Raw genomic sequence first — 25857 nt, 5'->3', positions numbered from 1 at the left:
GCCTGCCATCGAGTCACTGACCGGTGAGAGCGCTGTTGATCGCTAGACCTCCAGCCGCTGCCCTGCATCATCAGGTAGCGGCCGGCTTCTTTCTGGGGAGAGGAAAATCACCTCTTGCCTACCCTTGCCCCTCCCGCCACGGCGACGCCAATGCCAGCCTCTACTTCGCGCGACAGCTCCCTCGACTCCCGCCAGCACAGCATGCATGGCACTCGCGACGCGGATGGGGCCCGCACACGCCTGGCCGTCTTCATTGATGTGCAGAACATCTACTACACCACCCGCGATACCTTCGGCCGGCAGTTCGATTATCGTCGCCTATGGGCAGAGCTCGAGCGCCTCGGCTCGATCCAGCATGCCTACGCCTACGCGATCGACCGTGGCGACCCCAAGCAGCAGCAATTCCAGCAGCGCCTGCGCGAGATAGGCTTTGAGGTCAAACTAAAGCCCTTCATCCAGCGCGGCGACGGCTCGGCCAAGGGCGACTGGGATGTCGGCATCACCATCGACGTGATGGAAGCCGCCCCCGAAGTCGATGAGATCATCCTCGCCTCCGGCGATGGCGACTTCGCCCTGCTGCTGGATCATGTCGCCACCCGTCACGCCATCACCACACGCGTCTATGGCGTCGAAGCCCTCACCGCCCTCACCCTGATGAAAAGCGCCCATCACTTCCGCGAAGTCGATGAAAGCCTGCTGATGCGCTGATACCGATCGATCGCGTCTCAACCGCGCTCGAATCCTGTCTGTCGCACAAGAAACACCCGCACTGCCTCCACTAATCAAGAGGATGTGCGGGTGTTTTCGTCTGGGCTACCAGCGGCCTGCCAGACATTCAGGCTTTACCGCGAACTTGTCGACTAGCTCTGTGGTGCGGCACTCAAAGTCAATTCAATGGCGTCGTGGCGCCAGTGTTCATCATCGCAGTCCACCGCGCGGCCATTTTGATCGAAGTTGATGCGAGTGATGCGCTGCGCGGGGCTACCTTGCGCGGCGTTCAGCGCGGCGGCGGCCTCAGCGTCAAACACCGTGGAGGCCAATTCGAAGCTGACGCGACTGACACGAATGGCGTATTCGTGCCGGTAGAGGTCGGTCAGGGAGTGGGCAGCGAGGTCGAAATCGAGGATGCCCGGGAAGCAGTCACGTCGCAGGTGATGGCAGACATGCAGCACGCGCCGCCCGTCGATACGCCGCACGCGAGTGATGCGATAGACCACTGAGCCCTCCGCAATTCCCAGCCGCCGCGCGATCACCGCGTTGGCGGCGACTTCTCCTGCCGCCAGTACCTCGGTGCTGGCCACCCGCTGCTGTGACTCGACCATGTCGCGAAATGGCAGGCACGCCAGCAAGTCATAGCGCAGTCGTGGCGGAGAGACGAACCAGCCCCGCCGATTCTCGCGATAGATGCGCCCTTCCGCCTCCAGCTGCAGCAAGGTGTCGCGCAGCGTGACCCGCGTCGTGGCAAAGCGTTCGATCATCTCGCGCTCGGAGGGCAGGCGCTGTGAAGCGCGTAACGGCGCTGCCTCAAGATGGCTCAGAAGCTTGCCCTTGAGCCCTGCCACGGGGACATCCGCGTCAGGAGTTGCCGATGAAGCGGCGTCACTCTGGGGCTCAAGCGAAGATGAAGGCATGCGAAGTTCCTGAAAGATAACGAAAGACAGCAATTTCTGGCGAGTCACTTGCATGACATCCAGCGCGTCCAAGATGGAAAGGGTCAGAGCGAAGCGATTTCTGTGGTCTAGTTCAGATGACTCGTAAAGCTCAGTGCGACTTTTCAAGACATGCTTGTCGAGACACGCATGAGGAGAATAGTGGCATCGGCATGACAACTCGATGACAGCTCAGCTCTAGCTGCCACGACAGGTCAGCCATCACGCGCTGACTTGTGCCTTGCACGCCTATAGCTGTAGAAGATAGCGAGGGCTGGAGCCTGCGGCAAGGCACGAAGAAGGCACGGGGAAGGTATGAAAGAGGCAGAGGCAGAGCTGTCATCGCATGCCATGACAACGACATGTTGACGACACGCAACTGTCACAGGCGAGCGCTAAAGTCGATCGTGCCTTTCGAACTGAACTAGACCACAAAGTCTCGGCTATCTCGGCACTTGGCAGAGCGCTGGTCTGATCAATGATCCGAGAACTGGCCTGAGCAATGACCTGAGCACCCGGTCGTGCTCTCAGCGTGTCGACAGGGTGCCTGGCCCGTCACGCCTTACCTTCAGCGCAGCGATTGTTCATCACCTACTGGGGAAATCTCCTTGAAATCGATTGCCACTACCTCATCCCGCTCCACCGGCCTGCTGGTGTCAACCTGCATGGCCGCCCTGTTGGGCAGTGCCTCCGTCAGTGCCGCCGACATGCCGGCTGACCTTCTCGAGGCCGCTCAGTCCGAAGGCCGTGTCGATAGCGTCGGCATGCCGGACAGCTGGGCCAACTGGAAGGACACCTGGGCAGACCTCGAGTCGAAGTATTCCATCGCGCATAGCGATACCGACATGAGCTCCGCCGAGGAAGTCGCCAAGTTCAAGGCCGAGGGTGAGAACGCCACCGCCGATATCGGTGACGTGGGCTTCGCCTTCGGTCCGATCGCGGTGCAGCAAGGCGTGTCCCAGGCCTACAAGACCACGACCTGGGAGCAGATCCCGGAGTGGGCCAAGGACAAGGATGGCCACTGGGTACTGGGCTACACCGGCACCATTTCCTTCATGATCAACAAGACGCTGGTCAGTGAAGATGAGCGCCCGACCTCCTTCGCCGACCTCGCCAAGGGTGACTACAAGGTGTCCGTCGGCGCCGTGGGCAAGGCGTCCCAGGCCAACAACGCCATTCTGGCCGCTGCCTTCGCCAATGGCGGCAAGGAATCCGACCTGACACCGGGCCTGGAAGTCTTCGCGGAACTGGCGCGCCAGGGCCGTCTGTCACTGGCTGAGCCGAGCATCGCCAACCTGGAGAAAGGCGAAGTCGAAGTTGCCCTGCTGTGGGACTTCAATGCCCTGAACTATCGCGATCAGATCAACCGCGACACCTTCGAGGTCGTCATTCCGTCTGATGCCTCCGTCACCTCCGGCTACGCCACCATCATCAACAAGCATGCCGCGCACCCGAATGCCGCCAAGCTGGCCCGTGAGTACATCCTCTCCGATGCCGGTCAGCTGAATCTGGCCAAGGGCTATGCCCGTCCGATCCGCGCCGAGCACCTCACCCTGCCTGAGGATATCGCCGCCAAGCTGCTGCCCAACGAGCAGTACGCCAATGCTCGTCCGGTTCAGGACTTCGCGGGCTGGGAAGCCAGTGCCAAGCAGCTGCCGCGTCAGTGGCAGTCCCAGGTACTGATCCACCAGCAGTGATCCCCGGCCTCTGCTTCACGCGAGCAGAGCGCGCACCATCCTGACAGACGGCATCGCCTTTGCGGTGCCGTCTTGAGCTTCACGGAGTCACCATGTCTCAGCGTGTCATTCTTGTCGTGCTCGACGGCCTCAACCATGCCGTGGGTCATCATGCCATGGGCTATCTGAGCGCCCTGGTCGAGGCCGGCCGTGGCCAGTATCAATCACTGGACTGCGAACTGCCGGCCATGTCGCGCCCGCTCTATGAATGCCTGCTGACCGGCGACTTGCCTGTCGACTCAGGTATCGTCAACAACGGTATCGTGCGTCGCTCACGCGGCATCAGCCTGTTCGACCTTGCCAGCCAGCAGGGCAAGCGCACGGCTGCCGCCGCCTATCATTGGGTCAGCGAACTCTATGTCGCGGCCCCCTTCGTGCCGGCCCGCCATCGCTGGCTCGACAACCCGGAATCCGCCATCCAGGCGGGCATCTTCTACTGGCAGGATCATTACCCGGATGACCATCTGTTCAGTGACGCCGAAATGCTGCGCCTGCGTCACGACCCGGATTTCCTGCTGGTGCATAGCATGAACATCGACGATGCCGGCCATCGTCATGGCGGCGACACGCCGCAGTACCGCAACGCCGCGCGGCATGCCGACGTCGCCCTGGCCGACTACCTGCCGGCATGGCTGGAAGCCGGCTATCAGGTGATGGTCACCGCCGATCACGGCATGAATGCCGACCGCTCACATTCCGGCCTGCTGGAAGAGGAGCGTCGCGTGCCGCTGTGGACCTTCGGCACCGCCTTCGCCAACGCCGCCGCGACGGATCTCAAGCAACGCGAGCTCTGCGGCACCCTGGCCACACTGCTGGGCCTCGAGCACAGCAAGGCGAGCAATCCGTCGCTGCTGGCGAGCCATGCTGCCACGCGAGGGCTCAAGTGATGTCTGCCGCCTTCAAGCGCCGCCTGACCAGCCCCGTCATGTGGCTGCTGCCGTTTGCGCTGATCTTCGGCGCCTTCCAGATCGCGCCGCTGATGTGGGTGATGATCAGCGCCTTCAAGACTCCCACGGGCTGGGGGCTGGCCAACTTTCACGAGATCGCCTCGTCGGCCTTCTTCCGACAGGCCATCTGGCGCAGCCTCGAGATCTCCTTCATGTCCAGCGTTCTGGGGCTGGCGATCGCCGCCGTGACCTGTCACAGCATGCAACGCTGCGGCCCGCGTCTGACGCGCATGATGATCGCCTTCACCAACATGACCAGCAACTTCGCCGGCGTCCCGCTGGCCTTCGCCTTTATCATCCTGATGGGCGCCAACGGCATGCTGACCCTGATGCTGGAGCGCTTCGGTCTGCTCGAGGACTTCAATCTCTACTCGCGCACCGGCCTGATCGTCATCTACACCTGGTTCCAGATTCCGCTGGGCATCCTGTTGCTGTATCCCGCCTTCAGCACCCTGAAAACGGAGTGGCGTGAAGCCGCCAGCCTGCTGGGCGCCAACCGCCTCGCCTACTGGCAGCACATCGGCCTGCCGGTGCTGTGGCCGTCATTGGCGGGTACGCTCACCGTGCTGTTCGCCAATGCCATGGGCGCCTACGCCACCGTCTATGCGCTGGTGAACACCAGCTACAACCTGATGACCATCCGCATCGCCAACCTGGTCTCAGGCGATCTGTTCCTGCAGCCGGAACTGGCCAGCGCGTTGGCCCTTGTGCTGGTCGTCATTCTCATCATCGTCACGCTGATTCAGCAATGGCTCATGCGCAGGAGCTACCATGTCACTTCCCGCTGAACTGCCCTATCGCCACGGCAAGCCCTTGCTGCCCAGCCTGATGGCGCGCCTGCGCCGCGTGAATCTCTACACCTTCGTCGTCACCAGTGTCTTTGCACTGCTGGCACTGCCGCTGATCGCGACGCTGTTCTACGCCCTGGCAACACGCTGGGGCGCCAGCCTGACTCCCGACGCCCTGACCGTGAAATGGTTTCTGGAACTCTGGACCACGCCGCGTTTTCTGGCGGCGTTCGGGCGCTCGCTGCTGGTCGCGGTCGGCGCGCTGGCACTGTCGTTGCTGCTGATCGTGCCGGTGGTGTTTCTCGCCCACACACGCTATCCGCGCCTGGATAGCGTGATGAATGGACTGATCCTGCTGCCCTTCGCCGTGCCGCCCATCGTGTCATCGGTCGGCCTGCTGCAACTCTACGCGGGTGGCCCGCTGGCCATCGTCGGCACGCCGTGGATCCTGATCCCCACCTACTTCACCATCGTGCTGCCCTTCATGTACCGCGCCCTGGCCAACAGCCTGCGCGCACTGGACGTGGCGTCCCTGATGGAGGCCGCTCAACTGCTGGGGGCGAGTCCGCTCAAGGCGTTCTTCCTGGTCGTGCTGCCCAATATTCGCGTCGGCATCCAGATTGCCGTCTTCCTGGCCTTCTCGTTCCTGGCCGGCGAATTCGTGTTCGCCAACATGCTGGTCGGCACCCGCTTCGAAACCCTGCAGGTCTATCTGAACAATATCCGCGGCGCCAGCGGCCACTTCACCAGCGCCCTGGTCATCACCCTGTTCGTGTTCACCCTGATCCTGACCTGGCTCGGCAATCGTCAGCCCGCCGAGCAGGAGATGCCCGCGGATGACCCCGACGAGGTGCTGGCCCCCGCCATGACCGACGGCTTGCCCGGCCCGGTGCCGAGCGCCGACCCCGAGCCGCGTCACACCACTCACCAGTCGTCAGACTCCGCATACAGAGGGGACCGCTGATGCTTGCCATCGACACCGCCACCACATTCGATAGCCAGAGCGCCGGCGGTCTTCTGACCAGCGCCCTGCGCGAACGTGCCGCCGACCAGCACTACCTAAAGCTCAATGGCCTGACCAAGAGCTTCGGCAAGACCCAGGTATTCGCCGAGATAGAGGCCGAGATCGCGCGCGGGGAATTCATCACCCTGCTCGGGCCCTCCGGCTGCGGCAAGTCGACCCTGCTGCGCGCCATCGCCGGTCTCAATGATGTCGATGCCGGCCAGATCATCGTCGATGGTCACGACATCACGCCACTGCCGCCGCAGCGTCGCGGCATCGGCATGGTCTTCCAGCACTATGCGCTGTTCCCCAACATGCGGGTGGCGGATAACGTGGCCTTCGGGCTGCGCATGAAGAAGGTGCGCCCGGAAGAGCGCGAGCGGCGTGTCAGCGAGGTGCTCAGACTGGTGGAGCTGACCGATCAGGCGCAGCGCTTCCCGCATCAACTGTCCGGCGGCCAGCGTCAGCGTGTGGCGCTGGCACGCGCGCTGGTGGTCGAACCGCAGATCCTGCTGCTGGATGAGCCGCTGTCGGCGCTCGATGCGCGTATCCGCCGCCATCTGCGTGATCAGATCCGCGATATCCAGAAGAGCCTCGGCCTGACCACCCTGTTCGTGACCCACGATCAGGAAGAGGCACTGCTGCTGTCGGACCGCATCTTCCTGATGCATCAGGGGCGCATCCTGCAGCAGGGCAATGCCGAATCGCTGTATACCCGGCCGGTGGATGCCACGGCGGCAGGTTTCATGGGGCATTACAATCTGATCGGCCGCGAGCTGGCGCGCCCGCTGCTCGGCTACGAAAGCGACAGTCCGCGCGTGGCACTGCGTCCGGAAGCGCTGTACCTGCAACCGGACACCAGCCCCCAAGGACAGCAGGATGAATATGCCAACTTCCCGACCCAACCCTTGCCGGACAATGCCGGCCCCGGCTGCCCGGGCGTGATCCGCCGCCACCAGCTGCTCGGCAATATCGTGCGCTACGAGGTGGACTGTCAGGGACTGCGCCTGAATGTCGATGTCCTCAATCGCAGTGCTCGGCAGCTACTGCCGCGCCATCTGCGCGTGATGCTGCACGCCGATCTGGATGAGGTTCAGGCGCTGGGCGGTAACGAGACCGCCACCACGTCGCAGGTGTCCCATGGCTGACATCACAGGGCTTGCCATCTTCGATCTTGACGACACCTTGCTCGAGGGCGACGCCACGGGGCTTTGGACCGACTGGTTGATCGCAAGGGGCTGGATCGTCGATGGCGAGGAATATCGCGCGATCTGGGCACAACAGATGCAGGACTACGCGGCCGGTGAGCTCGACATGGAGACCCACCTGACTCACCTGCTGGCCCCGCTGGCAGGGCGTGCCGTCAGTGAGGTCGATGCCGAGGTGGCACGCTTTCTCGATGCCGAGCTGATGCCGCGCCTGTATCGTGAGGGGCTGGAGCGGATCCATTGGCACCGCGCTCAGAATCATCAGGTCGTGATCATCTCGGCCTCGACGGCGCATCTGGTCGCCCCCCTCGCCGAGCGCCTGGCGCTGGACGCGGCCCTGGCCACGGCCCTTGAGACCGAGCAAGGCTGCTACAACGGGCGGGCCTGTGGCATACGCACCTTCCGCGAGGGCAAGCTCGCGGCACTCAAGGCATGGCAACGGCAACACGCCAGCCACAGCGCCGGGGTGCCCAGCTGGGGCTATTCGGATTCACGCAATGATCTGGCCTTGCTGGAATTCGTCGATCACCCCTTCGCCGTCCACCCGGACCCGACCCTTGCCAGCCTGGCGCAACAGCGCGCCTGGCAGACACTACGCTGGCAATGAGGGAAACGGGGTTGGCGATAAGGGAAATCAGGCTGGCAACAAGAGACGCTGGACTGGGATCGAGAGACGGAAATCGAGAGTCCCTGCGCTGGAATTGAGAGAAAGTGCATAATAGGCGACGCTGGGCGTAAAAAAAGGCACTCTATGCCAAAAATGCAAGCATAAAGGAAGCCATGCAATGGCCAAGGTCAGGGTCAGTCGGATCGCACGTGTACCCGATCCCATGCGCGTCAGGCGCTATCTGAAAGCCCCCGAAGTCGGCCCGCGCGTGCTGTTCTTCAGTGGCGGCACCGCACTGACCGGGGTCTCGCGCACCCTGACCCGCTATACCCACCACAGCATCCATCTGGTGACGCCGTTCGACTCCGGTGGCAGCTCGGCCAAACTGCGCGACGCCTTCTCGATGCCCGCCATCGGCGATCTGCGTTCCCGCCTGATGGCGCTGGCCGATGACAGCGTCCTGGGCCATCCCGATATCTATCGCCTGTTTACCCACCGCCTGCCGCGTGAAGCGCGCCCGGAGATGCTGCACGCCACGCTGCGCGAGCTGGCAGCCGGACGTCATCCGTTGACCATGGCGGTCGCGGAACCGATGCGCACCCTGATCTGCCATCAGCTGGGCTTTCTCATCGACGCCATGCCGGAAGGCTTCGATCTGCGAGGCGCCAGCATCGGCAACCTGATCATTGCCGGTGGCTATCTGAACCATCACCAGCAGCTGGATCAGATCATCTTCCTGTTCTCCAAGCTGGTACACGTGCGCGGTACGGTGCGCGCCGTGGTCAATGCCGATTGCCATCTGGCGGCAACGCTGGAAGATGGCCGCGAGATCATCGGTCAGCACCGCATCACCGGCAAGGAAGTCGCCCCTCTCGATTCGCCCATCGCGCGCATGCGCCTGGCCGCGACAGAGGGCGACCACCATGTGCCCGTGGTGCCGGAGCTGCACGCCAACAATCGCCAGTTGATCGAGTCGGCCGAGCTGATCTGTTTCCCTCCCGGCAGCTTCTACTCCAGCGTGCTCGCCAATCTGCTGCCCAAGGGCGTCGGGCGCGCGGTGCTGGCCAACCCCTGCCCCAAGGTCTATATCCCCAACTGCTGCCCGGACCCGGAGCAGACCGGCAAACGCATGGATGAGCTGGTCAGCGTGTTGCTCGACACCCTGTGTGCCGACCTGACCGGCCGCATGGAAGACTGCCCCACCGAGAACCTGCTCAACATCGTGCTCCTCGACAGCCAGCGCGGTGACTATCCCGGCGGCCCCTGCATCGAGGCGCTCGAGCGCATGGGCATCACCGTGATCGACACCCGTCTGATCAGCGAGCAGAGCGCGCCCTACTACGACAACGAGCTGCTGGTCACCGCGCTGCTGTCGCTGGTGTGACGCCAACCACGAGCCGCTCGGCCTAAAGTTGCTCTGAGCGAAGTTGCTCGGCATGAGCTGCTCGGCCTGAAGCTTCTCTGTAGAACAAGAACGCCCCCGCCTGCCAACGGCAGACGGGGGCGTTCTGTTATCAGATACGACGTCGGGACTTAGATCACGCCACGCACCGCGCCGAGGATCACCATCCCCAGCACCAGCTTCCAGGGTGCCAGCGAGAAGCGTGTCAGAGCGATGAAGGCGGCCAGCGCGATTACCATGTCCGTGCGGCTCAGCACGCTGGTGGTCCATAGCGGGTCATAGAGCGCCATGCCCAGCACGCCCACGACGGCCGCGTTGGCGCCGGCGAGCGCAGCGCGCGCCCCGGCACGTGCGCGCAGACGCCCCCACAAAGGCGCCACACCGATCAGCAACAGAATCCCCGGCAGGAAGATGCTCAACAGCGCAATGACGGCACCGAGCAGTGCCGAACCGCCGCCCACCTGCGCCATGCCAGCCCCCAGCCAGGCGGCAAAGGTGAACAGCGGCCCCGGCACTGCCTGAGCGGCGCCATAGCCGGTGAGGAAGGTATCGGCCGCGATATGGCCCGTCTCGACGGTAGAGGCCTCCAGCAGCGGCAGCACCACATGCCCGCCCCCGAACACCAGCGCCCCGGCACGGTAGAAGATATCGGCCAGACTGCCCGAGGCCACCAGCGGCAGGCCGATCAACAACACGAAGAACGCGATCAGGCAGTAGCGCGCCAGGCGCGTCGAGACCGGCAGTGACAGCCCCGCGGCCTGGGGGTGCTGGCGCACGGATGCCGCCTTGTCATCACGACACAGCAGGCTACCGAGCACTGCGCCCATCGCGATCACCCCGACCTGCGCCCAGGCAACCTGCGTCCAGGCGCTCTGTGCCAGCGCCAGGCCCAGCATGGCCAACAGCGCCAGACAGGTACGCCGCAAATCCGGGCACAGCTTGCGTGCCATGCCCCAGATCGCCTGGGCGACGACGGCCACCGCTACCAGCTTCAAGCCGTGGATCACCCCAGTGGCCAGCGGCCCTTCGAGGCTGCCCGCCACCAGCGCCAATACCAGCAACGCCAACGCAGACGGCAAGGTGAAGCCGATCCATGCCAGCAGCCCACCCATCACGCCACCGCCACGCACCATGCCCAGCGCGAAACCGACCTGACTGCTGGCCGGCCCCGGCAGGAACTGACAGAGCGCGACCAGCTCGGCGTAGGCCTTGTCACTCAACCAGCCTCGCCTGCGTACCAATTCATCGTGAAAGTATCCGAGGTGAGCGATCGGGCCGCCGAAGCTGGTCAGTCCCAGCGTGAGGAAGGTGCGCAGCACTTCACTGCGCCGCGTCTTGTCGCTCGCAAGCGGGGCATCAGGCGTCGCAGGGTCGCGCTCACGCCTTGCAGTTTCATCCGGATGTGACATGACGTTTCTCTTGGAACGGAAAGAAAAGGATAACGACCGGAAATCCAGCTAGGAGCTTAGATCAGGGGCTTATGTGAGAGATATACAAAGATTCTTCACTTGCTGACGCTACGATGACATCAGGTGAATGCGCAATGTCCTGATTCTCGCCCCTTGCATCACCCACCACACTATCGCCGCCAGATGACAGGAAGCCCGCCCCATGGTTGGGACGGGCTTCCTGCAGGAGGGCTTCCTGCATAAGGGCTTAGGCGTCAGGTGCCCGGCGAAGGCTTCAGGTGGCCGACGTCTTCTGAGTGGATGCATGCTGCGTGTCCGAGGGCAGTGCGATGGCCATCACGGCGCTCGCCGCCACCAGTGCCGCCGACCACCACAGGCAGGCTTCCAGACCATAGGCCTGATAGAGCCAACCGGACAGCAAGGTGCCCAGCAGGCGCCCCATGGCGTTGGCCATGTAATAGAAGCCGACATCCATCGACACGCCTTCACTGCGCGCGAAGCGCACGATCAGGTAGCTGTGCCAGCTGGAATTGACGGCGAAGACGACGCCGAACACCAACAGGCCAATGATCAGCCACTCGAGAGGTGCCAGCCCCAGCAGGATGGCCGCAGTGCTGTCGACTCCCTGCTGCACATCCAGCGACATGCTCGCCATCAGCGCGGGCAACAAGGCCAGCACACCAGCCAGCAGCACGGTCATCCAGCGCACGCCTGCATCACCGTGCAAGCGACGCGCGACCGGCCCGGTAATGCGCGGGGCCTGGGTCTGCACCCCGCCGTAACCGATCACCCATGCGGCCATCAGGATACCGACCGTCCAGAAGTTCCAGCCATGTACCTCGGCCAGATAGACCGGCAAGGCGACCACGAACCAGACATCGCGTGCAGCGAACAGACACATGCGCGCCGCCGACAGCACATTGACCGCTCGCGAGGTCGAGAACATCTCACGAAACTCCGGCTTGCGGCTGGCCTTGCTCTGCCCCAGTGATGCCGAGAGCTTGCGCAGTGACAGCACCAGCACCACGGCCAGCATGAGCCACATGGTCAATACGGTGCCCTGGAAGCCGATGAGGCTGAGCGCCGCGCCACCGAGGAAGAAGCCCAGGCCCTTGAGGGCATTCTTGGAACCGGTCAACAGCGCGACCCAACGATATAGCGCGCTCTGCGACTGCGCCGCCTGCTGCCCCTTCGGTACCAGCACCTTGATGGCGCTCTTGGCGCTCATCTTGTTGAGGTCCTTGGCGATGCCCGACAGCGCCTGGGCGATCATCACCCACACTACCGTCAGCATGGGCTCCGGCACCAACAGCATGCCGAGCGCCACCAGCTGCATCGCAAGCCCGGCATTCATGGTGCGATTGAGGCCAAGCCTTGCCCCCAGCCAGCCGCCGACCAGATTGGTGACGACACCGAAGGCTTCGTAGAACAGGAACAGCAGCGCGATATCCAGCGCCGAATAGCCCAGCGAATGGAAATGCAGCACCACCAGCATGCGCAGTGCGCCATCCGTCAGCGTGAAGGCCCAGTAATTCCCCGTCACCAGCAGGTACTGGCGCACCTCATGGGGCAGCTCTCGCAGGCGGGCAAGCATTTCAGCGTTCCCGTGTGCTGGCGTCGGCCAGATCACCCAGGCCCACTTTCAGCGCCAGCTCTGCGGTGCGGTTGGCATAGCCCCACTCGTTGTCATACCAGGCGTACAGCTTGAGCTGGGTACCCGCGACGACCATGGTCGAGGGCGCATCGATGATGCTGGAGCGGGAATCGGTACGGAAATCGATCGACACCAGCGGACGTGTCTCGTAGCCCAGCACGCCGGCCAGTTCACCTTCCGCCGCGCTCTGCAGCGCCTGATTGACCTCTTCCACCGTCACTTCGCGATTGAGCTCGAACACCATGTCGGTCAGGGAGGCATTGGCCAGCGGCACGCGGATGGCGTGGCCGTTCAAGCGGCCTTCCAGCTCCGGGAAGATGGCGCTGATCGCCTTGGCGGAACCGGTGGTCGTCGGAATCAGGCTCATGCCGCAGGCCCGCGCGCGGCGCAGGTCCTTGTGCGGCGCATCCAGAATCGTCTGGGTATTGGTGATGTCGTGCACGGTGGTCATGGAGCCATGACGAATGCCGAACTGCTCCTGAATCACCTTGATCACCGGCGCCAGGCAGTTGGTGGTGCAGCTGGCCGCCGTCACGATGCGATGCTGTTCGGCGTTGTAGAGGTGATCGTTGACGCCCATGACGATGTTGAGCACGCCCTCTTCCTTGACCGGCGCGGAGACCACGACCCGCGCGACGCCCTGCTCGAGATAGGCGTTCAGCACCTCGGTGCTCTTCTTCTTGCCGGAGGCCTCGATGACCACATCGCAGCCCGACCAGTCGGTGTCACCGATCTCACGTTGGCTTGAGAATGCCGTGCGCTGACCATCGAGGGTGATGGAGTCCGCGTCACTGGTGATACCAGTGCCCGGCGCCCACTGGCCATGCACGGAATCGAATTCCAGCAGATGGGCGAAGGTCGCGGCATCGCCACCCGGGTCATTGATGCGCACCACGTCCAGCGCGATATCCTCGCGCAGCTTCCACAGCGCGCGCAGGGCGAGACGACCGATGCGCCCAAAGCCGTTGATGCCGACGCGCAGGGCCGGCATACCCTCCGGCACGCTGATGGACGAGGAATAGGACGGAGCGCTATGAGCAGGACACATGGGCATTTCCTTGAGAGTGTTCGAAAAGATTCGGCTAACGTTCTACAGCCTGTGCGCTCAGCAACAGCGCACAGGGCGGTTGGGCATCGTCTCCAGCCACGCCACCCAGCGCGACATCTCGCGGGCGTTGGCCTGACAGAGGGTCGTGAGTATCTGATGGCACCAGGCCGGCAGGTCAGGTGCCAGGCGGTAGTGCACCCACTGGCCACGCCGCTGACTGGTCAGCAGGCCAGCATCTCTCAGCTGGGCGAGATGCCGCGAGACCTTGGGTTGGGAGATGGGCATGGCGCGCTGTTCCAGCAGCCAGATGAGCTCACAGACACACAACTCTTCCATCTGAGCCAACAGCTGCACGACAGTCAGGCGAGTATCCTCGGCAAGGCACTTGAAGACCTGCAACGGTGTCAGGCAGGCCGCCATGTCTCCTACTCCATCAATAACGTCATTGGTTGACGGTTTCATGGCGATGTCCTCGCGTATGCCTGAGCCACCTTGCTCCCACTTTCGATTCCCCCACCCGATTCCCCCACCCGACTCCCTCTCCCGCCCCCTCTCACCGGCACCTGACACATGGCGGGGCAGATTGCCCGTAAGCCGGCTGAAGCGCGGAGACATACGAAATATCATATATGTGTTTTTCCATATATCAAGTGACACATGCATGACAGTTGGATGACAGCCCGTCGCCTGAATCGATGGCAGCGATGGAGATCGAGTGGAAGGGGAATGGAGGACAAATAAAGCACGTTCAGAGTGTCGCTTGGCTCGGTGTACCAGCGGGTAGCCGGTCACACCATCGCCACTGTTGCGCAAACGGCACGCATATGTTGCCTGGCCTCAAAAGCGAATGCGCTTGCGATCAAAAGTCGAGCGGCGTTAGTGTGTGCCCATCAAGCACACCAAGTGCCCTTTTGAATCACGCATCCCTCGTGATGCACAGGAGAGACAAATGGCGGATTTCGCACAAGTCGTCGATAGCAACTACACCCAGGAAGTCATCGAGAGCGAGCAGCCGGTACTGGTCAAGTTCTGGGCGCCGTGGTGCGGCCCGTGCAAGATGCTCGACCCGATCGTCGAATCCATCGCCGAAGAACAGGGTGATGCCCTCAAGGTCGTTGCCATCAATGTCGATGATGCACCGGACCTCGCCGCCCAGAATGGCGTCCGTGGCCTGCCGACCATCGCGCTGTTCAAGTCCGGCGAGAAGCTCGAAGCCCTGACCGGCGTCCAGCCGAAGGAAAACTTCGACGCCATGATCTCGCGTCACGCCTGATCGAATCGGCCGCTGGCCGCAAGGCATTGACGCTGCAATGAAGAACGCCCTCCATGAGGGCGTTTTTTCATTGCTACAACTGATCACGGAGTGGTGTGCAGACGAACTACCAGATTTCCATGAAGAGCTCACAGGCTTCCTTGAGCTTGTCACCAGGCACACCATCTCTCGCCTGGATGGCAATTCCATTGACGAAGGTATCCAGCATCAGAACAAATTGATCCAATGGTTTTTCATAACGCCACTCCCCCCTCTCCTGCCCTCGCGCGATGCACGTCATCAGGGAAGCACGAATATCATTACGCACCGAAAGTGCCATGTATTCGACGTCTTTATTGTCATCACCACAGTTCAATCCTGACAGCACGATCATGCATCCCGAAGGCTGGCTGGAGGACGTTTGCATGGTGACATATTTGATCAACATGTTCTTGATGGCATCTCTGGCAGATACCTTTTCATTCTCGAGCTCTACAAACACTTGTTCACAGGTCCGGGTATACATCTCCAGACATTCGCGATAAAGCGCCTGCTTCGATTCAAATGCCGAATAGAAACTCGCGGAAGACAAATTGCCCAGCTCCTTTCTCAGCTCGGCCAGCGAAGTGCCCTCAAAGCCATTTTTCCAGAATAGCTCCATGGCCTTTCTAACAGCATCTTCGCGATCAAACTGACGTGGACGACCTGTTCTAGCCATAGCATAATCTCGATAGCAACCTGCAAATTGAAAGCAAGTATTACATATGATAACACTCGCCATGACATACCACCGTCATCATACCTGAGAATAGTCATTCCGTCGTTGGATATGCAACATCCTCAGGCATGTTTCATTATCGGCGGCGGATACTATATCACGAGAATGTCAGACTAACCCTCGAGCTCTGCAAGATACTTCTCTGCATCCAGTGCTGCCATGCACCCCGTACCGGCAGACGTGATAGCCTGACGGTAGTGGTTATCGCTGACATCTCCTGCCGCGAAGACGCCTGATTTGCTGGTCAAGGTCTGGCCTCCTCCAATACCGGAATAGACATTGATATACCCGTCCGTCATGGCCAATGCGCCCTTGAAGATCGATGTGTTGGGATCATGACCAATGGCGATGAAAACTCCTGCCACAGGTACCTCCTCCACCTCCCCCGTCAGCGTGGAAGTCAGGGAGATAGCCGTGACACCGGTGTCATCGCCCAGGACTTCCTCTACCTGCCTGTTCCATCGAATCGTGACCTTGCCTTGTGCAACCTTGTCAAAGAGACGCTTCTGCAGCACTTTCTCTGCACTCAGCTGATCACGACGATGCACCAGGGTTACATGAGAAACGATATTGGACAGGAACAATGCTTCTTCCACGGCAGTATTGCCCCCTCCTACGACCGCAACCTCCTTGTTTCTATAAAAGAACCCATCACAGGTAGCGCAGGCTGATACCCCCTTCCCCATGTAGGCGTGCTCACTTTCGAGGCCAAGATATCTCGCGGAAGCACCGGTCGAAATGATCAGCGCATCTGCAGTATAGGTATCTTCTCCCTTCAGAATGAAAGGGCGACTTTCCAGGTCCACTTCGGTGATATGATCGTAAGCGATCTCGGTATCAAAACTTTCCGCATGTTCCTTGAGCTGCAACATCAACTCAGGACCCTGCACCCCCTTGGGATAACCAGGCCAGTTCTCGACGTCGGTCGTCGATGTCAGCTGACCACCCACTTCCATTCCCGTTATCAACATGGGGGAAAGATTCGCACGGGCCGCATAGATGGCTGCTGTGTAACCCGCCGGACCGGACCCGAGTATTATCAATTTTCGATGTGTACTCATGATGAGTCCTTGCCCTATGCGTAACGTGTAATCAGCTTCTGAAGCTCAGGAGTCGGTAGCATGCCAACAGAGCGATTGACCTCCTTGCCATCCTTGAAGATGACGACGGTCGGAATGCTACGCACCCCGAGTCTTTCCGCAATGGCCGGATGCTCATCGATGTTGAGCTCTGCCATTACCAGGTCATCATTCGCGATGGCCTCGGCTACCTGACGATATATCGGTGACATCATGCGACACGGTGCGCACCATTCAGCCCAGAGCCGCACGGCAAAGGTCACGCCTTTATCGCTGAGAGACTGAAATTCCTTTTCGTTGAGATTGACGACGTTGGTTGTCATGAGTCTGACTCCTGATAAATAGGTCTGTGGCGATCCATCAACCCATCATGTGGCCTGCCGCTCGCTCACTTGTCAGTGACCAACAACATGGGACGAACGTGCTCGATCATCTTGTCGACTACCAGCTACACACCAGAAACCGACAGACGCATGGCGATGAATGACATATATTGTGGATCAACTGATCCATAAGATATTGAGCCAACCGGTCGGTGTCAACAACTTTTAGATCAATCGATCCAAAATAAAGCCACACTGCAGCCCCCTACTGTCTAGCCCTTTCGTCAGGCCCAGCTAGCCGATGGCGAGATCATCCCTCCATCAACTCAGGATGCATTACGCAACCGATTGATTTACATTGTTTTATTGTATGAACTTGTGCAAAGTCGCTGGCATGCACAAGGTGGACCATCGCGGGGACATGACAACCTCGCCCCCCGCCCAGGCCTGGGACTCATTCGCTCCCAAGCCGGACATGCCTGGAGGTTTCGTGGCATGCCGCGCGCTATCTTCACAGCAACAAGGAAGCATCGATGTACACAGCAGTCATTGGCGTCAAACGCTCCCCTCGGTTTCTGGGTGCCATCGCCCTGGTCAGTAGTTTGCTCACGGGCTGCGCCAACGGCCATACGACCCTGCCGGCCACCACCTCAGCGCTCAAGGCCGGTCCTGCCTACGGTGAAATGCGCTCTGTCGCCGTCATGCAGATTCGCCCCGGCAATGTGGCGGTGACGCCCAATGGGCAGGTCTTCGCCACCATCCACCCGATGGATGGGGACCACGATGTTCAGCTGGTCGAGATCACCGGCCAGAACAGCTACCGCGCCTGGCCCTCCCCCGCCTTGCAGACGCATGCCGGCCGCTACAGCGATGCGACCATCGATTCCCCGCTGGGCATCTACCAGGATGGCCAGGGCGGGCTTTGGATCACCGACATGGGGCTGCATCTGGGCAAGACTCGCCTATGGGGCTTCGATATTGCCTCGGGCAAGCTGATCACCAAGCTGACCTTGCCTGAGAATATCGCCCCCGAGGGCAGCTTTGTGCAGGACCTGGCAGTGGACCGCAGCAGTGGCGTGGCCTATCTGGCAGACATCGCCAATCCGGGCTTGATCACCGTCGACCTGGAGAGTGGCGAGGCCACCCGCTTCGGCGAACATCCGGCGCTTGAGGCAGAACCAGATGCCACGCTCAAGATCGATGGCAAGAACGTCCAGTTCAATGGCAAGCCTGCCAAGGTCGGCGTCGACCCGATCACGCTGTCCGGTGATGGCGAGACAATCTTCTTCGGCGCCATGACCGGCCACAGCTGGTACAGCGTACCGGCCAGACTGCTGCGCGAAGGTGCCGATCACGCCACTGTTGCCGCTGCCATCACCCGCGTCGGCGACAAGCCCGTTTCCGATGGCGCGGACACCTCCGGCGGCACTCACTACTTCACCAACCTCAATCAGCATGGGCTGGATGTGCTGAGCGCCGATGGCAAACTGACACCGCTGGTGCGTGATGAGCGTCTCGACTGGCCGGATGGCGTTCGCATGGCGCCCGACGGCTGGCTCTATGTCACCGTCAATCAGCTGGACAGCACGCCGTCCTTCAATGACGGCAAGGACAGCGGCCAGGCGCCGTATCGTATCTTCAAGGTCTGGCCGGTCGATAATTGAATCGACAATTGAGTCGGTAATAGAGAGATCCATCGAGTCGACCCTCTGAACGACAACGCCCGCATTCCTTGATCAGGAATGCGGGCGTTGTCGTTTCTCATCCTGTTGAACCCCTCTGGACACTTTCAGGATGACTGAACAATACTGACGACAAACAAACGTTTGAATTTGCACCGACCAGCAGCGTGTCAAGTCAGCCCAAAATAAAAAGAGACCAGATCGCTATGACCGAACGCTTGCCGGATACCTGCCCCGCTACTGCCAGGGCGCTTTCAACAGCGCCACAGAATCACGACACAGCACAACACCCCGCCCGCTCAAGTGGTGAACACGAGTGCGAGATTGCGGCGGCAGATGGCTATCGCCTCGCGGCGAGCGTGCATGAGCCTGAGCTGCATCCCGCCAGCGTAAAGGGCGTCGTCCTTCTCCACCCCGCCACTGGCGTGCCGCAGTCCATCTATCGCGCCTTCGCGCAGGCGCTGGCCAGCCACGGCTTCCATGTGGTCCGCTACGACTATCGCGGCATCGGCCGCTCGGCGCCTCCCACACTGCGTGGCTTCGCCGCCAGCATGTCCACCTGGATCGATCAGGATGTCGAGGGCGTGACCCGCTGGGCCGCACAGCGCTGGCCAGAGTTGCCGCTTCTGGCAGTGGGCCACAGCATCGGTGGTCACGCCGTGGGCCTGAGTGACTCGAGCCGCCTGCTGAGTGCCGCGGCGCTGGTGGCCTCCCACGCAGGCTGCCTGCATTTCATCAAGCCGCTTGGCGAGCGCCTTCGGGTCACGGCCCTGCTCAAGGTGATCGGTCCACTGACGTCGCACACCCTGGGCTATGTGCCGGGGCGGCGGCTCGGCATCGGCGAGAATCTGCCCCGTGGCGTCGCCCTTGAGTGGAGCCGCTGGACCAGCCTGCCACGCTACTTCTTCGATGATCCCTCCATGCAGGCCGAGCGCCGTTTCGCCAGAGTCACCCAGCCGTTGCTGGTATTGGGCTTTGACGATGACCCTTGGGCGACGACCCCAGGCATTGATCTGCTGATCGGCTATTTCACGCAAGCCACATTGGAGCGCCATCAGATCGACCCACGCCAACACGCTACGGGGCCCATCGGGCATATGGGGTTCTTCCGCCGCCAACATCGAGACAGCCACTGGCCGCTGGTGATCGACTGGCTGGAACGCCAGGCAGCAGCCGCTCGGGGGAAATGAAGCCGCCAATGCGAGTTTCATGACCGCAATACGCAAGACGGCAGCCCGAGGGCTGCCGCTTCATGCTGTCGTCGACATTCTGCCGTTGTCGTACTGTCGCTGTCTGTCTGCAAGGCACCACATCAATCGGGCTGTCGGAATATCACGAACTCGTGCTCACATTGCGGGCAATGCCCCGAGTAGACCGCCCCGGACTTGCTCAGGCGTACGCTGTGATGCTCGCAGGCCGGACAGCCCTGCTTGAGTGATGTATTGGCATTGCAGACCTGACATTTGACGTAATAGCCGTAGGGGCCGTAGCGCCCCAGCAGTGCATCCTTTTCCTGACATTTCTGGCACTGGACACGCAATTCCGGTGACGCTTGCGTGGCAGCGGAAGCCTTCAGGCGTGCGGTGATTCTGTCGAGATGCTCGCTCAACTGTGGCGAGCCCAGGCACGCTTCAGACACTGGCGACCCGACAAGTGCCTCGGCTGGCGGGGCTGGTGTTTTGGCTCTGGTTTCAGCTTTTGGCTTAGCGACGCTCTCGACGCTTGCCTTCGCCTCATTGATTGCCGTGGCTCCGAGGGCGGCAACTGGCACTGCACTTGAATCGCCTCCCTGACTGGCCATGGCGCGCGGCTTCTTATTACAGCGCTCCTGGCCGTCAAGCTCATGACTGCCAGGCGCATTGTCGCCATGAGCACTGTAGCCCGCGCCATTGTTACCGAGATCTTTGTTACCGAGGGTCTTGCTGGCGAGGGCTTTGCTGTCAGATTCGCGGAGACTACCCTCATTGACCGCCCATCGACTCGCGGTACTGTCAGCGGCGTCTGTCGTCTTCGCTGCCGGCTGCGGGCGACGACTCACCTCGCGGCGGACGGTCTCGACGGCATGCGCGCGACGCGAACGAGCGTCCTGCTTGAGCAGGAACTCGCTGACACGCTCAAGCTCATCCTTGGTGAACTCCGGACGCGTATCGAACAGCAAGGCACGCTTGACCATCGAACGCGCCCCAATCAGACCACTGACCTGCTCGTGGAGAAACTCCGGCTTCACCACTTGAGCCGAGACCCCCTTGGCCATATCGTCACGGTGCACGATAGCATTGCTCGAGACAGCGCACAGTACTTTCCATTGTCGACCGGCAAAGCCGCCTTGCAACCCCAGGGTCTTGTTCATCAAACGAGCGCGATGCTCGATCAACAGGCGCTTGAGAATATCCTGCTGCAATTCCGCCTGACGCAGTGGTGACCTGAGCCCAGACCAATTTCCCCGATAGCTGCGCTGCCATTCACCTGCCGCATTGACCCTGACTTCACCAGTGATGCTTTTCGACTCGATGATGATGAAGCCGAAGGGATGCATGACCAGATGATCGATCTGGGCATTCTCCTCACCGTATTTCAGCCGCAGATCATTGAAGATCACGACCTCGGGGTCGTCCCCGAAGGCACGCCGTAGATGGAAGGCCACATCCTCTTCCTGGCGGTGACCGTACCTGGCGCGCTCATCGTCGCCACTGTAGGCCTCTTTTTCCTTGGCTATCATCTGCTCGTCCCTGAAGCGCTGATTACATCCTTGTCAGCCCAATATATCGCTATTGCCCGTGAAATACGCCATGCAACATGCGTCAATAAACAGATTTCATCAAGAGATTATAAACTTTATTTAAATCAGCCCAACTCCACTGCCATGCTTCAGGTGCGGGATAATCGTTAAAACTCTGTGCCAGGACAAATCAGCGCCCCTTTATCCGCTATTGTCAGGGCAAGTCTGGGGCGCCAGACATCAGCCACTCACAGCGTCAGGCGGGGGGCGAGAAACTCGACGAAGGCGCTGATACGCGGCGACAGCGTACTGTTGCGGTAATAGACCGCCTGGATCTGCTCGCGGGGATTGGGACTCTGGATCTGGCCGGGCAACACTTCCACCAGAGCGCCGGTCTTGAGGTCATTGCCGAGCATGAAGCGCGAGATCAGCGCGATACCATGCCCCGCCAGGCACAGCTGACGCATGACTTCGCCACTGGTGGTCGGCAGATGAGGTGTCGTGTCGAAACCCTGTGCGTAACCCTTGAGCGGCCAGCGATTGAGACGACTGGGCGGCAGGAAACCCAGCAGCTGATGGGTCTGCAGCGCCGCGACACTGGACGGCACGCCATGCTCTTCCAGATAGGCGGGGCTTGCGACCAGATGCAACGTGGAGCGGCCCAGCACCTTGGCGTGCAGTGTGGAGTCATCAAGCTCGCCGATACGGATGGCCACATCGGTACGCTGTTCCAGCAGATTGATGATGTCATCAGCCGCTGACAGCTCCAGTGCGATGCCGGGATAGCAACGGGAGAACTCCGCGACCAATGGCACCAGCTGATGCAGCACGAAGGGACTCGCGGCATCGACGCGCAGCCGCCCACTGGGCTGATCGCGCTGCTGCAACAGAGCCTCTTCGGCACTGCCGAGCAGTAGCAGCCCCTCGCGCACGCGCTCGACGAAGCCGCGTCCTTCATCCGTCAGTGCCACGCTGCGTGTGGTGCGATTCAACAGCGGCGTTTCCAGCTCACCTTCCAGGCGCTGGATGGCCCGCGATACCTTGGCCACCGGAATGTTCAACCGATTGGCGGCGGCGCTGAAGCCCCCGCTATCCACCACGGCCAGTAGCAACTCGAGGTCATCCGAACGGCTGCGCATGCTGTGATCTCCTTGAAAGTGCAAGATGCATGGTCCCATGCATCTTTGCAGAAATCACAATAATCATCCGCATCAGGATCGCTTTTGCAATATTGCTTGCCGATAAAATCACCCAGCAAAAGGATCGCCTAGAACCCGCCACGCCGACGCTCTCCGGGGCGCAGCATCCTGACGCGTGCCTTGGGCGTGCGCCGCGGCAATGAAGGTGGCGCAGGAGGCGTCTCCAACTGATCCGAAGGGGAAACATCGCTGGTGCCGATCGAGCCGCCCAGCGTCGTCGCGAATTCCGAGCGCCGAGAAGGCTTGTCCTCGATTGGTGCGTGCGAATTCCCACCTTTCTCAGCCGCCGTACCATCGACCCTATCCTCAGATGCCGTGCCATTGCCCTCTCCTCCCGATAAGGATGGACCATGCCCATGTCCTGCGGGCTGCGAAGCCAGCGGAGGAGGCGAAATGATCACCCAGGCAAAGGTCGGCAAGGTCAGATGCCAATAGATCGCCGGCAGGCGAATCGCCAGTATCAGCAAGATGGCAGCGCCAGTGGCCCACGCCAGGCCAACGCCCGCCTCGAGAAGCGCGATATAGAGAATGCCACCCGCCAGCGACGCGGAGGCGTAGATTTCCTGACGCAGCACCATCGGCACACGGCGCGCGAGCACATCGCGGATCATGCCACCCGCCACGCCGCTCATGGTGCCCATCAAGACAGCCACTATGCCATCCACACCCAGCATGCGCGCCTTGTGTGCGCCCAACACCGTAAACAGCGCCAACCCGAAGGCATCGGTGACCGGCAGGAAAACCCGCGTCAGGCGATGGATATAATGAAAGCCGAGCGTCGCCACCAGCACCGTCAACAGGATGACCCACAGATAGATCGGCTGCTCGACCCAGAACACCGGGCCGATCCCCAGCACGAGATCACGCAGCGTACCACCGCCGATACCGGTCACGGCGCCCAGCACCAGCATGCCGATCGGGTCCATGCGTGAACGGCACGCCACGACGACACCGGTCAGGGCAAAGATCATCACACCGGCCAGATCGAGCCAGGTTATCCAGTTCATTCTCGTGAAACCTCCTGCAGTGCGCTGGCGTGCGCATGAAACAATGGCGTATATGCTTGTCGCGAATCGTGATGGCACCCTCTGCCAAGTCGTCTACTGCGATGGCGTTTCGGCGCAGCGGCGCGATCATACTCCCTTTTGCGGCTCTTTTTGCGCTCTCAACATCATCCGTGCCGCCTTGAGGGGCGCAGGATGATGACCCGCCTCAGGACGTGGCCTGACCACGGCGGGCAGTCGCGCTGGGCGGCTCACCGAATCGTTGGCGATAGGCACGCGAGAAGTGCGCCAGATGCGTGAACCCGACGCCGAGAGCCGCCTGGGAAACGCTGCGACTGCTGTCGGCCAATACGCACCGTGCATTATCCAGGCGCATGCCGAGATAGCGCTGCTTGGGCGTTTCCTCAAAATGCGTCATGAACAGACGCGTCAACTGGCGCTGGGATTGACCGACCAGACGGCAGATGTCGGGGATCGTCAGCACCTGGGCAAGGTTGGCCTCCATCACGGCCAGCGCCTTGACCACACTGCGTGGCAGCGAATCGTCTCGAGTACTGACAGCTGCAGGCGTGGCCAGATGCCCGCGCTGATGCACCAGCTGCCGCCCGACGGCGTCCGCCAGCGACGGCCCGTACAGAAACTCGATCCACGCCAGCATCATGTCGATACTGGCCGCGCCGCCAGACCCCGTCAGCCGCTCGCCCTGCCATTCATAGTCGGCCTGACTGATCTCGAGTTGAGGGAATTCCTCGCGAAAGGCCGGCACGCTCTCCCAGTGCAGGGCAACCCGATGACCGGCGAGCACCCCGGCGCGCGCCAGAATGAAGGGGGCGGTATCCAACCCTCCCAACCAGGCGCCGTGGGCTGCCAGATGACGAATCACGCCACGCGCCTGGCTGCCGACGCTGACTTCCGGCCCGTAGGATGACACCACCATCAAGCGCCTCTGCGCCCCACTCTGGCCACCCGACGGCATCTCATTGACCAGAGACGACAAGGCACCATCGACGTCGATGCGCACGCCATTGCTGGCCACGACAGCCTCGCCATCACTGGACAGCAGACGCCAGGCGAACAGCGGCCGTCCGAAGCGATTGGCTACCCGTAGCGGTTCCAGCAGACAAAACAACGTCAACATCGAGAAGCGCGGCACCAACCAGACATTCAGCGTGTGCTCGGCGGCCCCCGGCGCCAGCAGCGGCGGTGAATCCGGGCGCGGATACGGTGCAGAGAGAGGCTCCGACGCTAGAGGAGGCTTGCGGTATGGCGCGGGCTGTTCTGAAAGCCCAGAGGATTCAGAGGGGTCGGGCTGCGGTTCAGACATGAGGCAAATTTCATCAACCTGTGGCCATTTGCCTCAACCTTACCCGTGTCAGGCACTTGAGGTAAGTGGCACAGGGGTGAGACAGGCCACACCGGCTGAAACACGATGCTGCACCCCGCTCACAGGCAGGGTGCAGCATCAGGCGTTGGATCATTCCCCATCACTATCGCGAGATGCAGTTGTGAGATGCAGTTGCGATGCTCAGTCGTGCTTCTCTGCTGCGGCCTCAGTCGTGATCCCGGGTGTTGATCATCGCGCCGAGTGATTCGAGCTCTCGAGGCCGACTACCAGCCCGGTCAAAGCAACGCCATCGTTGCTCAGCGCCAGGATACCCTCAAGATCGATGACATCGAGCAGCAGCAGAGTGGCAATCCCCAACTGATAAAGGCCGTGAGCGATGCCAGCCAGCCATGACCCCGCTGACACCACCCTGTCATTGAGCGTACCGCCCTCCTTTGCCGCCAAGTGGCTGATGCCCCGTCTGGCAAGCTTTCGCCACGCACACCCCGAATGGCAACTGCGGGTACACGCAAGCGAGGGGCTTTCGAATCTGCATCAGGACGGGGTCGATCTCGCCATCCGCCAGGGCCATGGCCATGGCCAGCATAACGCCGGACTCAAGGCGATATGGTTGACGGGGCTTGAGCGTATCGCCGTCTGCAGTCCCGGCTATCGGGAACAGCTGGGCGAGCGACTGGATAGGCTCGATATGCGCGGGTGCGTATTGATCGAGGACAGTCATCAGGGGTGGCATACCTTTGCGGCACACTTCTCGGGCCTGGAAAAGGCCGATCGCCTCTGGGTCAATCACACCAGTCTCGCGATCGATGCCGCTCTGGCGGATCAAGGTATCGCGCTGACACCGCGACTGATGGCGGCGGAAGGCATCGCGAAGGGGCAACTGGTCACCCTATGTGGCCTGCCGGATCAGGGCCAGGGATTCCATCTGGTCTACCCCGGAGCACGGGCGCATCAGGCAGAGCAGATCATGCTGCCGTGGCTTCGCCAGCAGCTGGGGCTGTCACACAAGACGTGAGCGCACACCC

Annotated in this window: 24 protein-coding genes and 1 pseudogene; 13 read left to right on the top strand and 12 right to left on the bottom strand. The window is 61.4% G+C overall.

From position 1 onward, the window contains the following. Positions 1–150: 150 nt before the first annotated feature. Positions 151–708, top strand: a complete 558-nt coding sequence (locus NH396_RS13915; RefSeq protein ID WP_306424416.1) for an NYN domain-containing protein — start codon at positions 151–153, stop codon at positions 706–708. 152 nt (positions 709–860) lie between these two features. Here the strand turns inward: NH396_RS13915 and NH396_RS13910 are convergent, their stop codons facing one another. Continuing rightward, positions 861–1631: a UTRA domain-containing protein gene (locus tag NH396_RS13910; protein ID WP_253064502.1), complete on the bottom strand. Its 771-nt coding sequence runs from the start codon at positions 1629–1631 to the stop codon at positions 861–863. A gap of 626 nt (positions 1632–2257) precedes the next feature. Between NH396_RS13910 and NH396_RS13905 the strand changes: the two genes are divergently transcribed. The 7 genes from NH396_RS13905 (at position 2258) to NH396_RS13875 (ending at position 9322) form a co-directional block, all read left to right on the top strand. After that, entirely contained in the window at positions 2258–3346 is a 1089-nt protein-coding gene (locus tag NH396_RS13905; protein ID WP_253064501.1) for an extracellular solute-binding protein, read from the top strand. A 92-nt stretch (positions 3347–3438) separates the two neighbouring features. Beyond that, the gene (locus NH396_RS13900) at positions 3439–4272 is read left to right on the top strand and encodes an alkaline phosphatase family protein (RefSeq protein WP_253064500.1); all 834 of its coding nucleotides are present in this window, start codon (positions 3439–3441) and stop codon (positions 4270–4272) included. Then, positions 4272–5120, top strand: coding sequence for an ABC transporter permease subunit (locus NH396_RS13895; RefSeq protein ID WP_253064499.1), 849 nt, complete (start codon positions 4272–4274; stop codon positions 5118–5120). The genes NH396_RS13900 and NH396_RS13895 overlap by 1 nt, the downstream gene beginning before the upstream one ends. Further along, a complete protein-coding gene (locus NH396_RS13890; protein WP_253064498.1) occupies positions 5104–6084 on the top strand; it encodes an ABC transporter permease in 981 nt (326 codons plus the stop codon). The genes NH396_RS13895 and NH396_RS13890 overlap by 17 nt, the downstream gene beginning before the upstream one ends. After that, the gene (locus tag NH396_RS13885; RefSeq protein WP_253064497.1) at positions 6084–7271 is read left to right on the top strand and encodes an ABC transporter ATP-binding protein; all 1188 of its coding nucleotides are present in this window, start codon (positions 6084–6086) and stop codon (positions 7269–7271) included. Before NH396_RS13890 ends, NH396_RS13885 begins: the two co-directional genes overlap by 1 nt. Further along, positions 7264–7938, top strand: coding sequence for an HAD family phosphatase (locus NH396_RS13880; RefSeq protein WP_253064496.1), 675 nt, complete (start codon positions 7264–7266; stop codon positions 7936–7938). Before NH396_RS13885 ends, NH396_RS13880 begins: the two co-directional genes overlap by 8 nt. A gap of 178 nt (positions 7939–8116) precedes the next feature. After that, entirely contained in the window at positions 8117–9322 is a 1206-nt protein-coding gene (locus NH396_RS13875) for a GAK system CofD-like protein (RefSeq protein ID WP_253064495.1), read from the top strand. A gap of 149 nt (positions 9323–9471) precedes the next feature. On the opposite strand, the gene chrA is transcribed toward NH396_RS13875, so the two are convergent. From chrA to NH396_RS13855, 4 genes are all read right to left on the bottom strand, one after another. Beyond that, positions 9472–10749, bottom strand: a complete 1278-nt coding sequence (chrA, locus tag NH396_RS13870) for a chromate efflux transporter (RefSeq protein WP_253064494.1) — start codon at positions 10747–10749, stop codon at positions 9472–9474. Positions 10750–11023: 274 nt separating this feature from the next. After that, a complete protein-coding gene (arsJ, locus tag NH396_RS13865) occupies positions 11024–12343 on the bottom strand; it encodes an organoarsenical effux MFS transporter ArsJ (RefSeq protein WP_253064493.1) in 1320 nt (439 codons plus the stop codon). Between the two features lies 1 nt (position 12344). Next, the gene (locus NH396_RS13860; RefSeq protein WP_253064526.1) at positions 12345–13394 is read right to left on the bottom strand and encodes an ArsJ-associated glyceraldehyde-3-phosphate dehydrogenase; all 1050 of its coding nucleotides are present in this window, start codon (positions 13392–13394) and stop codon (positions 12345–12347) included. Positions 13395–13508: 114 nt separating this feature from the next. Next, entirely contained in the window at positions 13509–13859 is a 351-nt protein-coding gene (locus NH396_RS13855) for a metalloregulator ArsR/SmtB family transcription factor (protein WP_290441796.1), read from the bottom strand. A 541-nt stretch (positions 13860–14400) separates the two neighbouring features. Between NH396_RS13855 and trxA the strand changes: the two genes are divergently transcribed. Next, the gene (gene trxA, locus NH396_RS13850) at positions 14401–14724 is read left to right on the top strand and encodes a thioredoxin (RefSeq protein WP_054557199.1); all 324 of its coding nucleotides are present in this window, start codon (positions 14401–14403) and stop codon (positions 14722–14724) included. Between the two features lie 106 nt (positions 14725–14830). Here trxA and NH396_RS13845 read toward each other — a convergent pair whose 3' ends face one another. The 3 genes from NH396_RS13845 to NH396_RS13835 all read right to left on the bottom strand — a co-directional run bounded on the left by NH396_RS13845 (position 14831) and on the right by NH396_RS13835 (position 16883). Continuing rightward, positions 14831–15421, bottom strand: a complete 591-nt coding sequence (locus NH396_RS13845; RefSeq protein WP_253064492.1) for a TetR/AcrR family transcriptional regulator — start codon at positions 15419–15421, stop codon at positions 14831–14833. Between the two features lie 173 nt (positions 15422–15594). Then, entirely contained in the window at positions 15595–16542 is a 948-nt protein-coding gene (gene trxB, locus NH396_RS13840) for a thioredoxin-disulfide reductase (RefSeq protein WP_253064491.1), read from the bottom strand. 14 nt (positions 16543–16556) lie between these two features. Continuing rightward, positions 16557–16883: a thioredoxin family protein gene (locus NH396_RS13835; protein WP_253064482.1), complete on the bottom strand. Its 327-nt coding sequence runs from the start codon at positions 16881–16883 to the stop codon at positions 16557–16559. Positions 16884–17416: 533 nt separating this feature from the next. On the opposite strand from NH396_RS13835, the gene NH396_RS13830 reads away from it, so the two are divergent. Together NH396_RS13830 and NH396_RS13825 are read left to right on the top strand one after the other, a co-directional pair. Next, complete coding sequence (locus NH396_RS13830; protein WP_253064480.1) at positions 17417–18547, top strand: major royal jelly family protein; 1131 nt, start codon at positions 17417–17419, stop codon at positions 18545–18547. Positions 18548–18771: 224 nt separating this feature from the next. Next, complete coding sequence (locus tag NH396_RS13825; RefSeq protein ID WP_253064478.1) at positions 18772–19755, top strand: alpha/beta fold hydrolase; 984 nt, start codon at positions 18772–18774, stop codon at positions 19753–19755. Between the two features lie 122 nt (positions 19756–19877). On the opposite strand, the gene NH396_RS13820 is transcribed toward NH396_RS13825, so the two are convergent. From NH396_RS13820 to NH396_RS13805, 4 genes and pseudogenes are all read right to left on the bottom strand, one after another. Further along, on the bottom strand, positions 19878–21284 hold the full coding sequence (locus NH396_RS13820; protein ID WP_253064476.1) for an NERD domain-containing protein: 1407 nt from the start codon (positions 21282–21284) through the stop codon (positions 19878–19880). A gap of 248 nt (positions 21285–21532) precedes the next feature. Continuing rightward, positions 21533–22423: a LysR family transcriptional regulator gene (locus NH396_RS13815; protein WP_253064474.1), complete on the bottom strand. Its 891-nt coding sequence runs from the start codon at positions 22421–22423 to the stop codon at positions 21533–21535. Positions 22424–22866: 443 nt separating this feature from the next. Further along, positions 22867–23490: pseudogene (locus NH396_RS13810) on the bottom strand (trimeric intracellular cation channel family protein); the annotation flags it as partial. A gap of 205 nt (positions 23491–23695) precedes the next feature. Next, the gene (locus tag NH396_RS13805) at positions 23696–24811 is read right to left on the bottom strand and encodes a helix-turn-helix domain-containing protein (protein WP_253064472.1); all 1116 of its coding nucleotides are present in this window, start codon (positions 24809–24811) and stop codon (positions 23696–23698) included. A gap of 261 nt (positions 24812–25072) precedes the next feature. On the opposite strand from NH396_RS13805, the gene NH396_RS13800 reads away from it, so the two are divergent. Both NH396_RS13800 and NH396_RS13795 read left to right on the top strand, forming a co-directional pair. Next, positions 25073–25225 carry a hypothetical protein gene (locus tag NH396_RS13800; protein ID WP_253064470.1) on the top strand — a complete coding sequence of 51 codons (153 nt, stop codon included), beginning with the start codon at positions 25073–25075 and terminating at the stop codon, positions 25223–25225. Beyond that, the gene (locus NH396_RS13795) at positions 25209–25847 is read left to right on the top strand and encodes a LysR substrate-binding domain-containing protein (protein WP_253064468.1); all 639 of its coding nucleotides are present in this window, start codon (positions 25209–25211) and stop codon (positions 25845–25847) included. Before NH396_RS13800 ends, NH396_RS13795 begins: the two co-directional genes overlap by 17 nt. Positions 25848–25857: the final 10 nt, after the last annotated feature.

This window comes from Cobetia sp. Dlab-2-AX, from assembly GCF_024124625.1.
Taxonomy (GTDB): domain Bacteria; phylum Pseudomonadota; class Gammaproteobacteria; order Pseudomonadales; family Halomonadaceae; genus Cobetia.
This window is presented reverse-complemented; position numbering and strand designations above follow the sequence as displayed.

Excerpts from the sequence above, each read along its gene's own strand:
- NH396_RS13915 (WP_306424416.1), top strand. The coding sequence starts at position 151 with ATGCCAGCCTCTACTTCGCGCGACAGCTCCCTCGACTCCCGCCAGCAC.
- NH396_RS13910 (WP_253064502.1), bottom strand. The coding sequence starts at position 1,631 with ATGCCTTCATCTTCGCTTGAGCCCCAGAGTGACGCCGCTTCATCGGCA.
- NH396_RS13900 (WP_253064500.1), top strand. The coding sequence starts at position 3,439 with ATGTCTCAGCGTGTCATTCTTGTCGTGCTCGACGGCCTCAACCATGCC.
- NH396_RS13895 (WP_253064499.1), top strand. The coding sequence starts at position 4,272 with ATGTCTGCCGCCTTCAAGCGCCGCCTGACCAGCCCCGTCATGTGGCTG.
- NH396_RS13890 (WP_253064498.1), top strand. The coding sequence starts at position 5,104 with ATGTCACTTCCCGCTGAACTGCCCTATCGCCACGGCAAGCCCTTGCTG.
- NH396_RS13885 (WP_253064497.1), top strand. The coding sequence starts at position 6,084 with ATGCTTGCCATCGACACCGCCACCACATTCGATAGCCAGAGCGCCGGC.
- NH396_RS13880 (WP_253064496.1), top strand. The coding sequence starts at position 7,264 with ATGGCTGACATCACAGGGCTTGCCATCTTCGATCTTGACGACACCTTG.
- NH396_RS13875 (WP_253064495.1), top strand. The coding sequence starts at position 8,117 with ATGGCCAAGGTCAGGGTCAGTCGGATCGCACGTGTACCCGATCCCATG.
- chrA (WP_253064494.1), bottom strand. The coding sequence starts at position 10,749 with ATGTCACATCCGGATGAAACTGCAAGGCGTGAGCGCGACCCTGCGACG.
- arsJ (WP_253064493.1), bottom strand. The coding sequence starts at position 12,343 with ATGCTTGCCCGCCTGCGAGAGCTGCCCCATGAGGTGCGCCAGTACCTG.
- NH396_RS13860 (WP_253064526.1), bottom strand. The coding sequence starts at position 13,394 with ATGCCGGCCCTGCGCGTCGGCATCAACGGCTTTGGGCGCATCGGTCGT.
- trxA (WP_054557199.1), top strand. The coding sequence starts at position 14,401 with ATGGCGGATTTCGCACAAGTCGTCGATAGCAACTACACCCAGGAAGTC.
- NH396_RS13845 (WP_253064492.1), bottom strand. The coding sequence starts at position 15,421 with ATGGCTAGAACAGGTCGTCCACGTCAGTTTGATCGCGAAGATGCTGTT.
- trxB (WP_253064491.1), bottom strand. The coding sequence starts at position 16,542 with ATGAGTACACATCGAAAATTGATAATACTCGGGTCCGGTCCGGCGGGT.
- NH396_RS13835 (WP_253064482.1), bottom strand. The coding sequence starts at position 16,883 with ATGACAACCAACGTCGTCAATCTCAACGAAAAGGAATTTCAGTCTCTC.
- NH396_RS13830 (WP_253064480.1), top strand. The coding sequence starts at position 17,417 with ATGTACACAGCAGTCATTGGCGTCAAACGCTCCCCTCGGTTTCTGGGT.
- NH396_RS13825 (WP_253064478.1), top strand. The coding sequence starts at position 18,772 with ATGACCGAACGCTTGCCGGATACCTGCCCCGCTACTGCCAGGGCGCTT.
- NH396_RS13820 (WP_253064476.1), bottom strand. The coding sequence starts at position 21,284 with ATGATAGCCAAGGAAAAAGAGGCCTACAGTGGCGACGATGAGCGCGCC.
- NH396_RS13815 (WP_253064474.1), bottom strand. The coding sequence starts at position 22,423 with ATGCGCAGCCGTTCGGATGACCTCGAGTTGCTACTGGCCGTGGTGGAT.
- NH396_RS13805 (WP_253064472.1), bottom strand. The coding sequence starts at position 24,811 with ATGTCTGAACCGCAGCCCGACCCCTCTGAATCCTCTGGGCTTTCAGAA.
- NH396_RS13795 (WP_253064468.1), top strand. The coding sequence starts at position 25,209 with ATGCCAGCCAGCCATGACCCCGCTGACACCACCCTGTCATTGAGCGTA.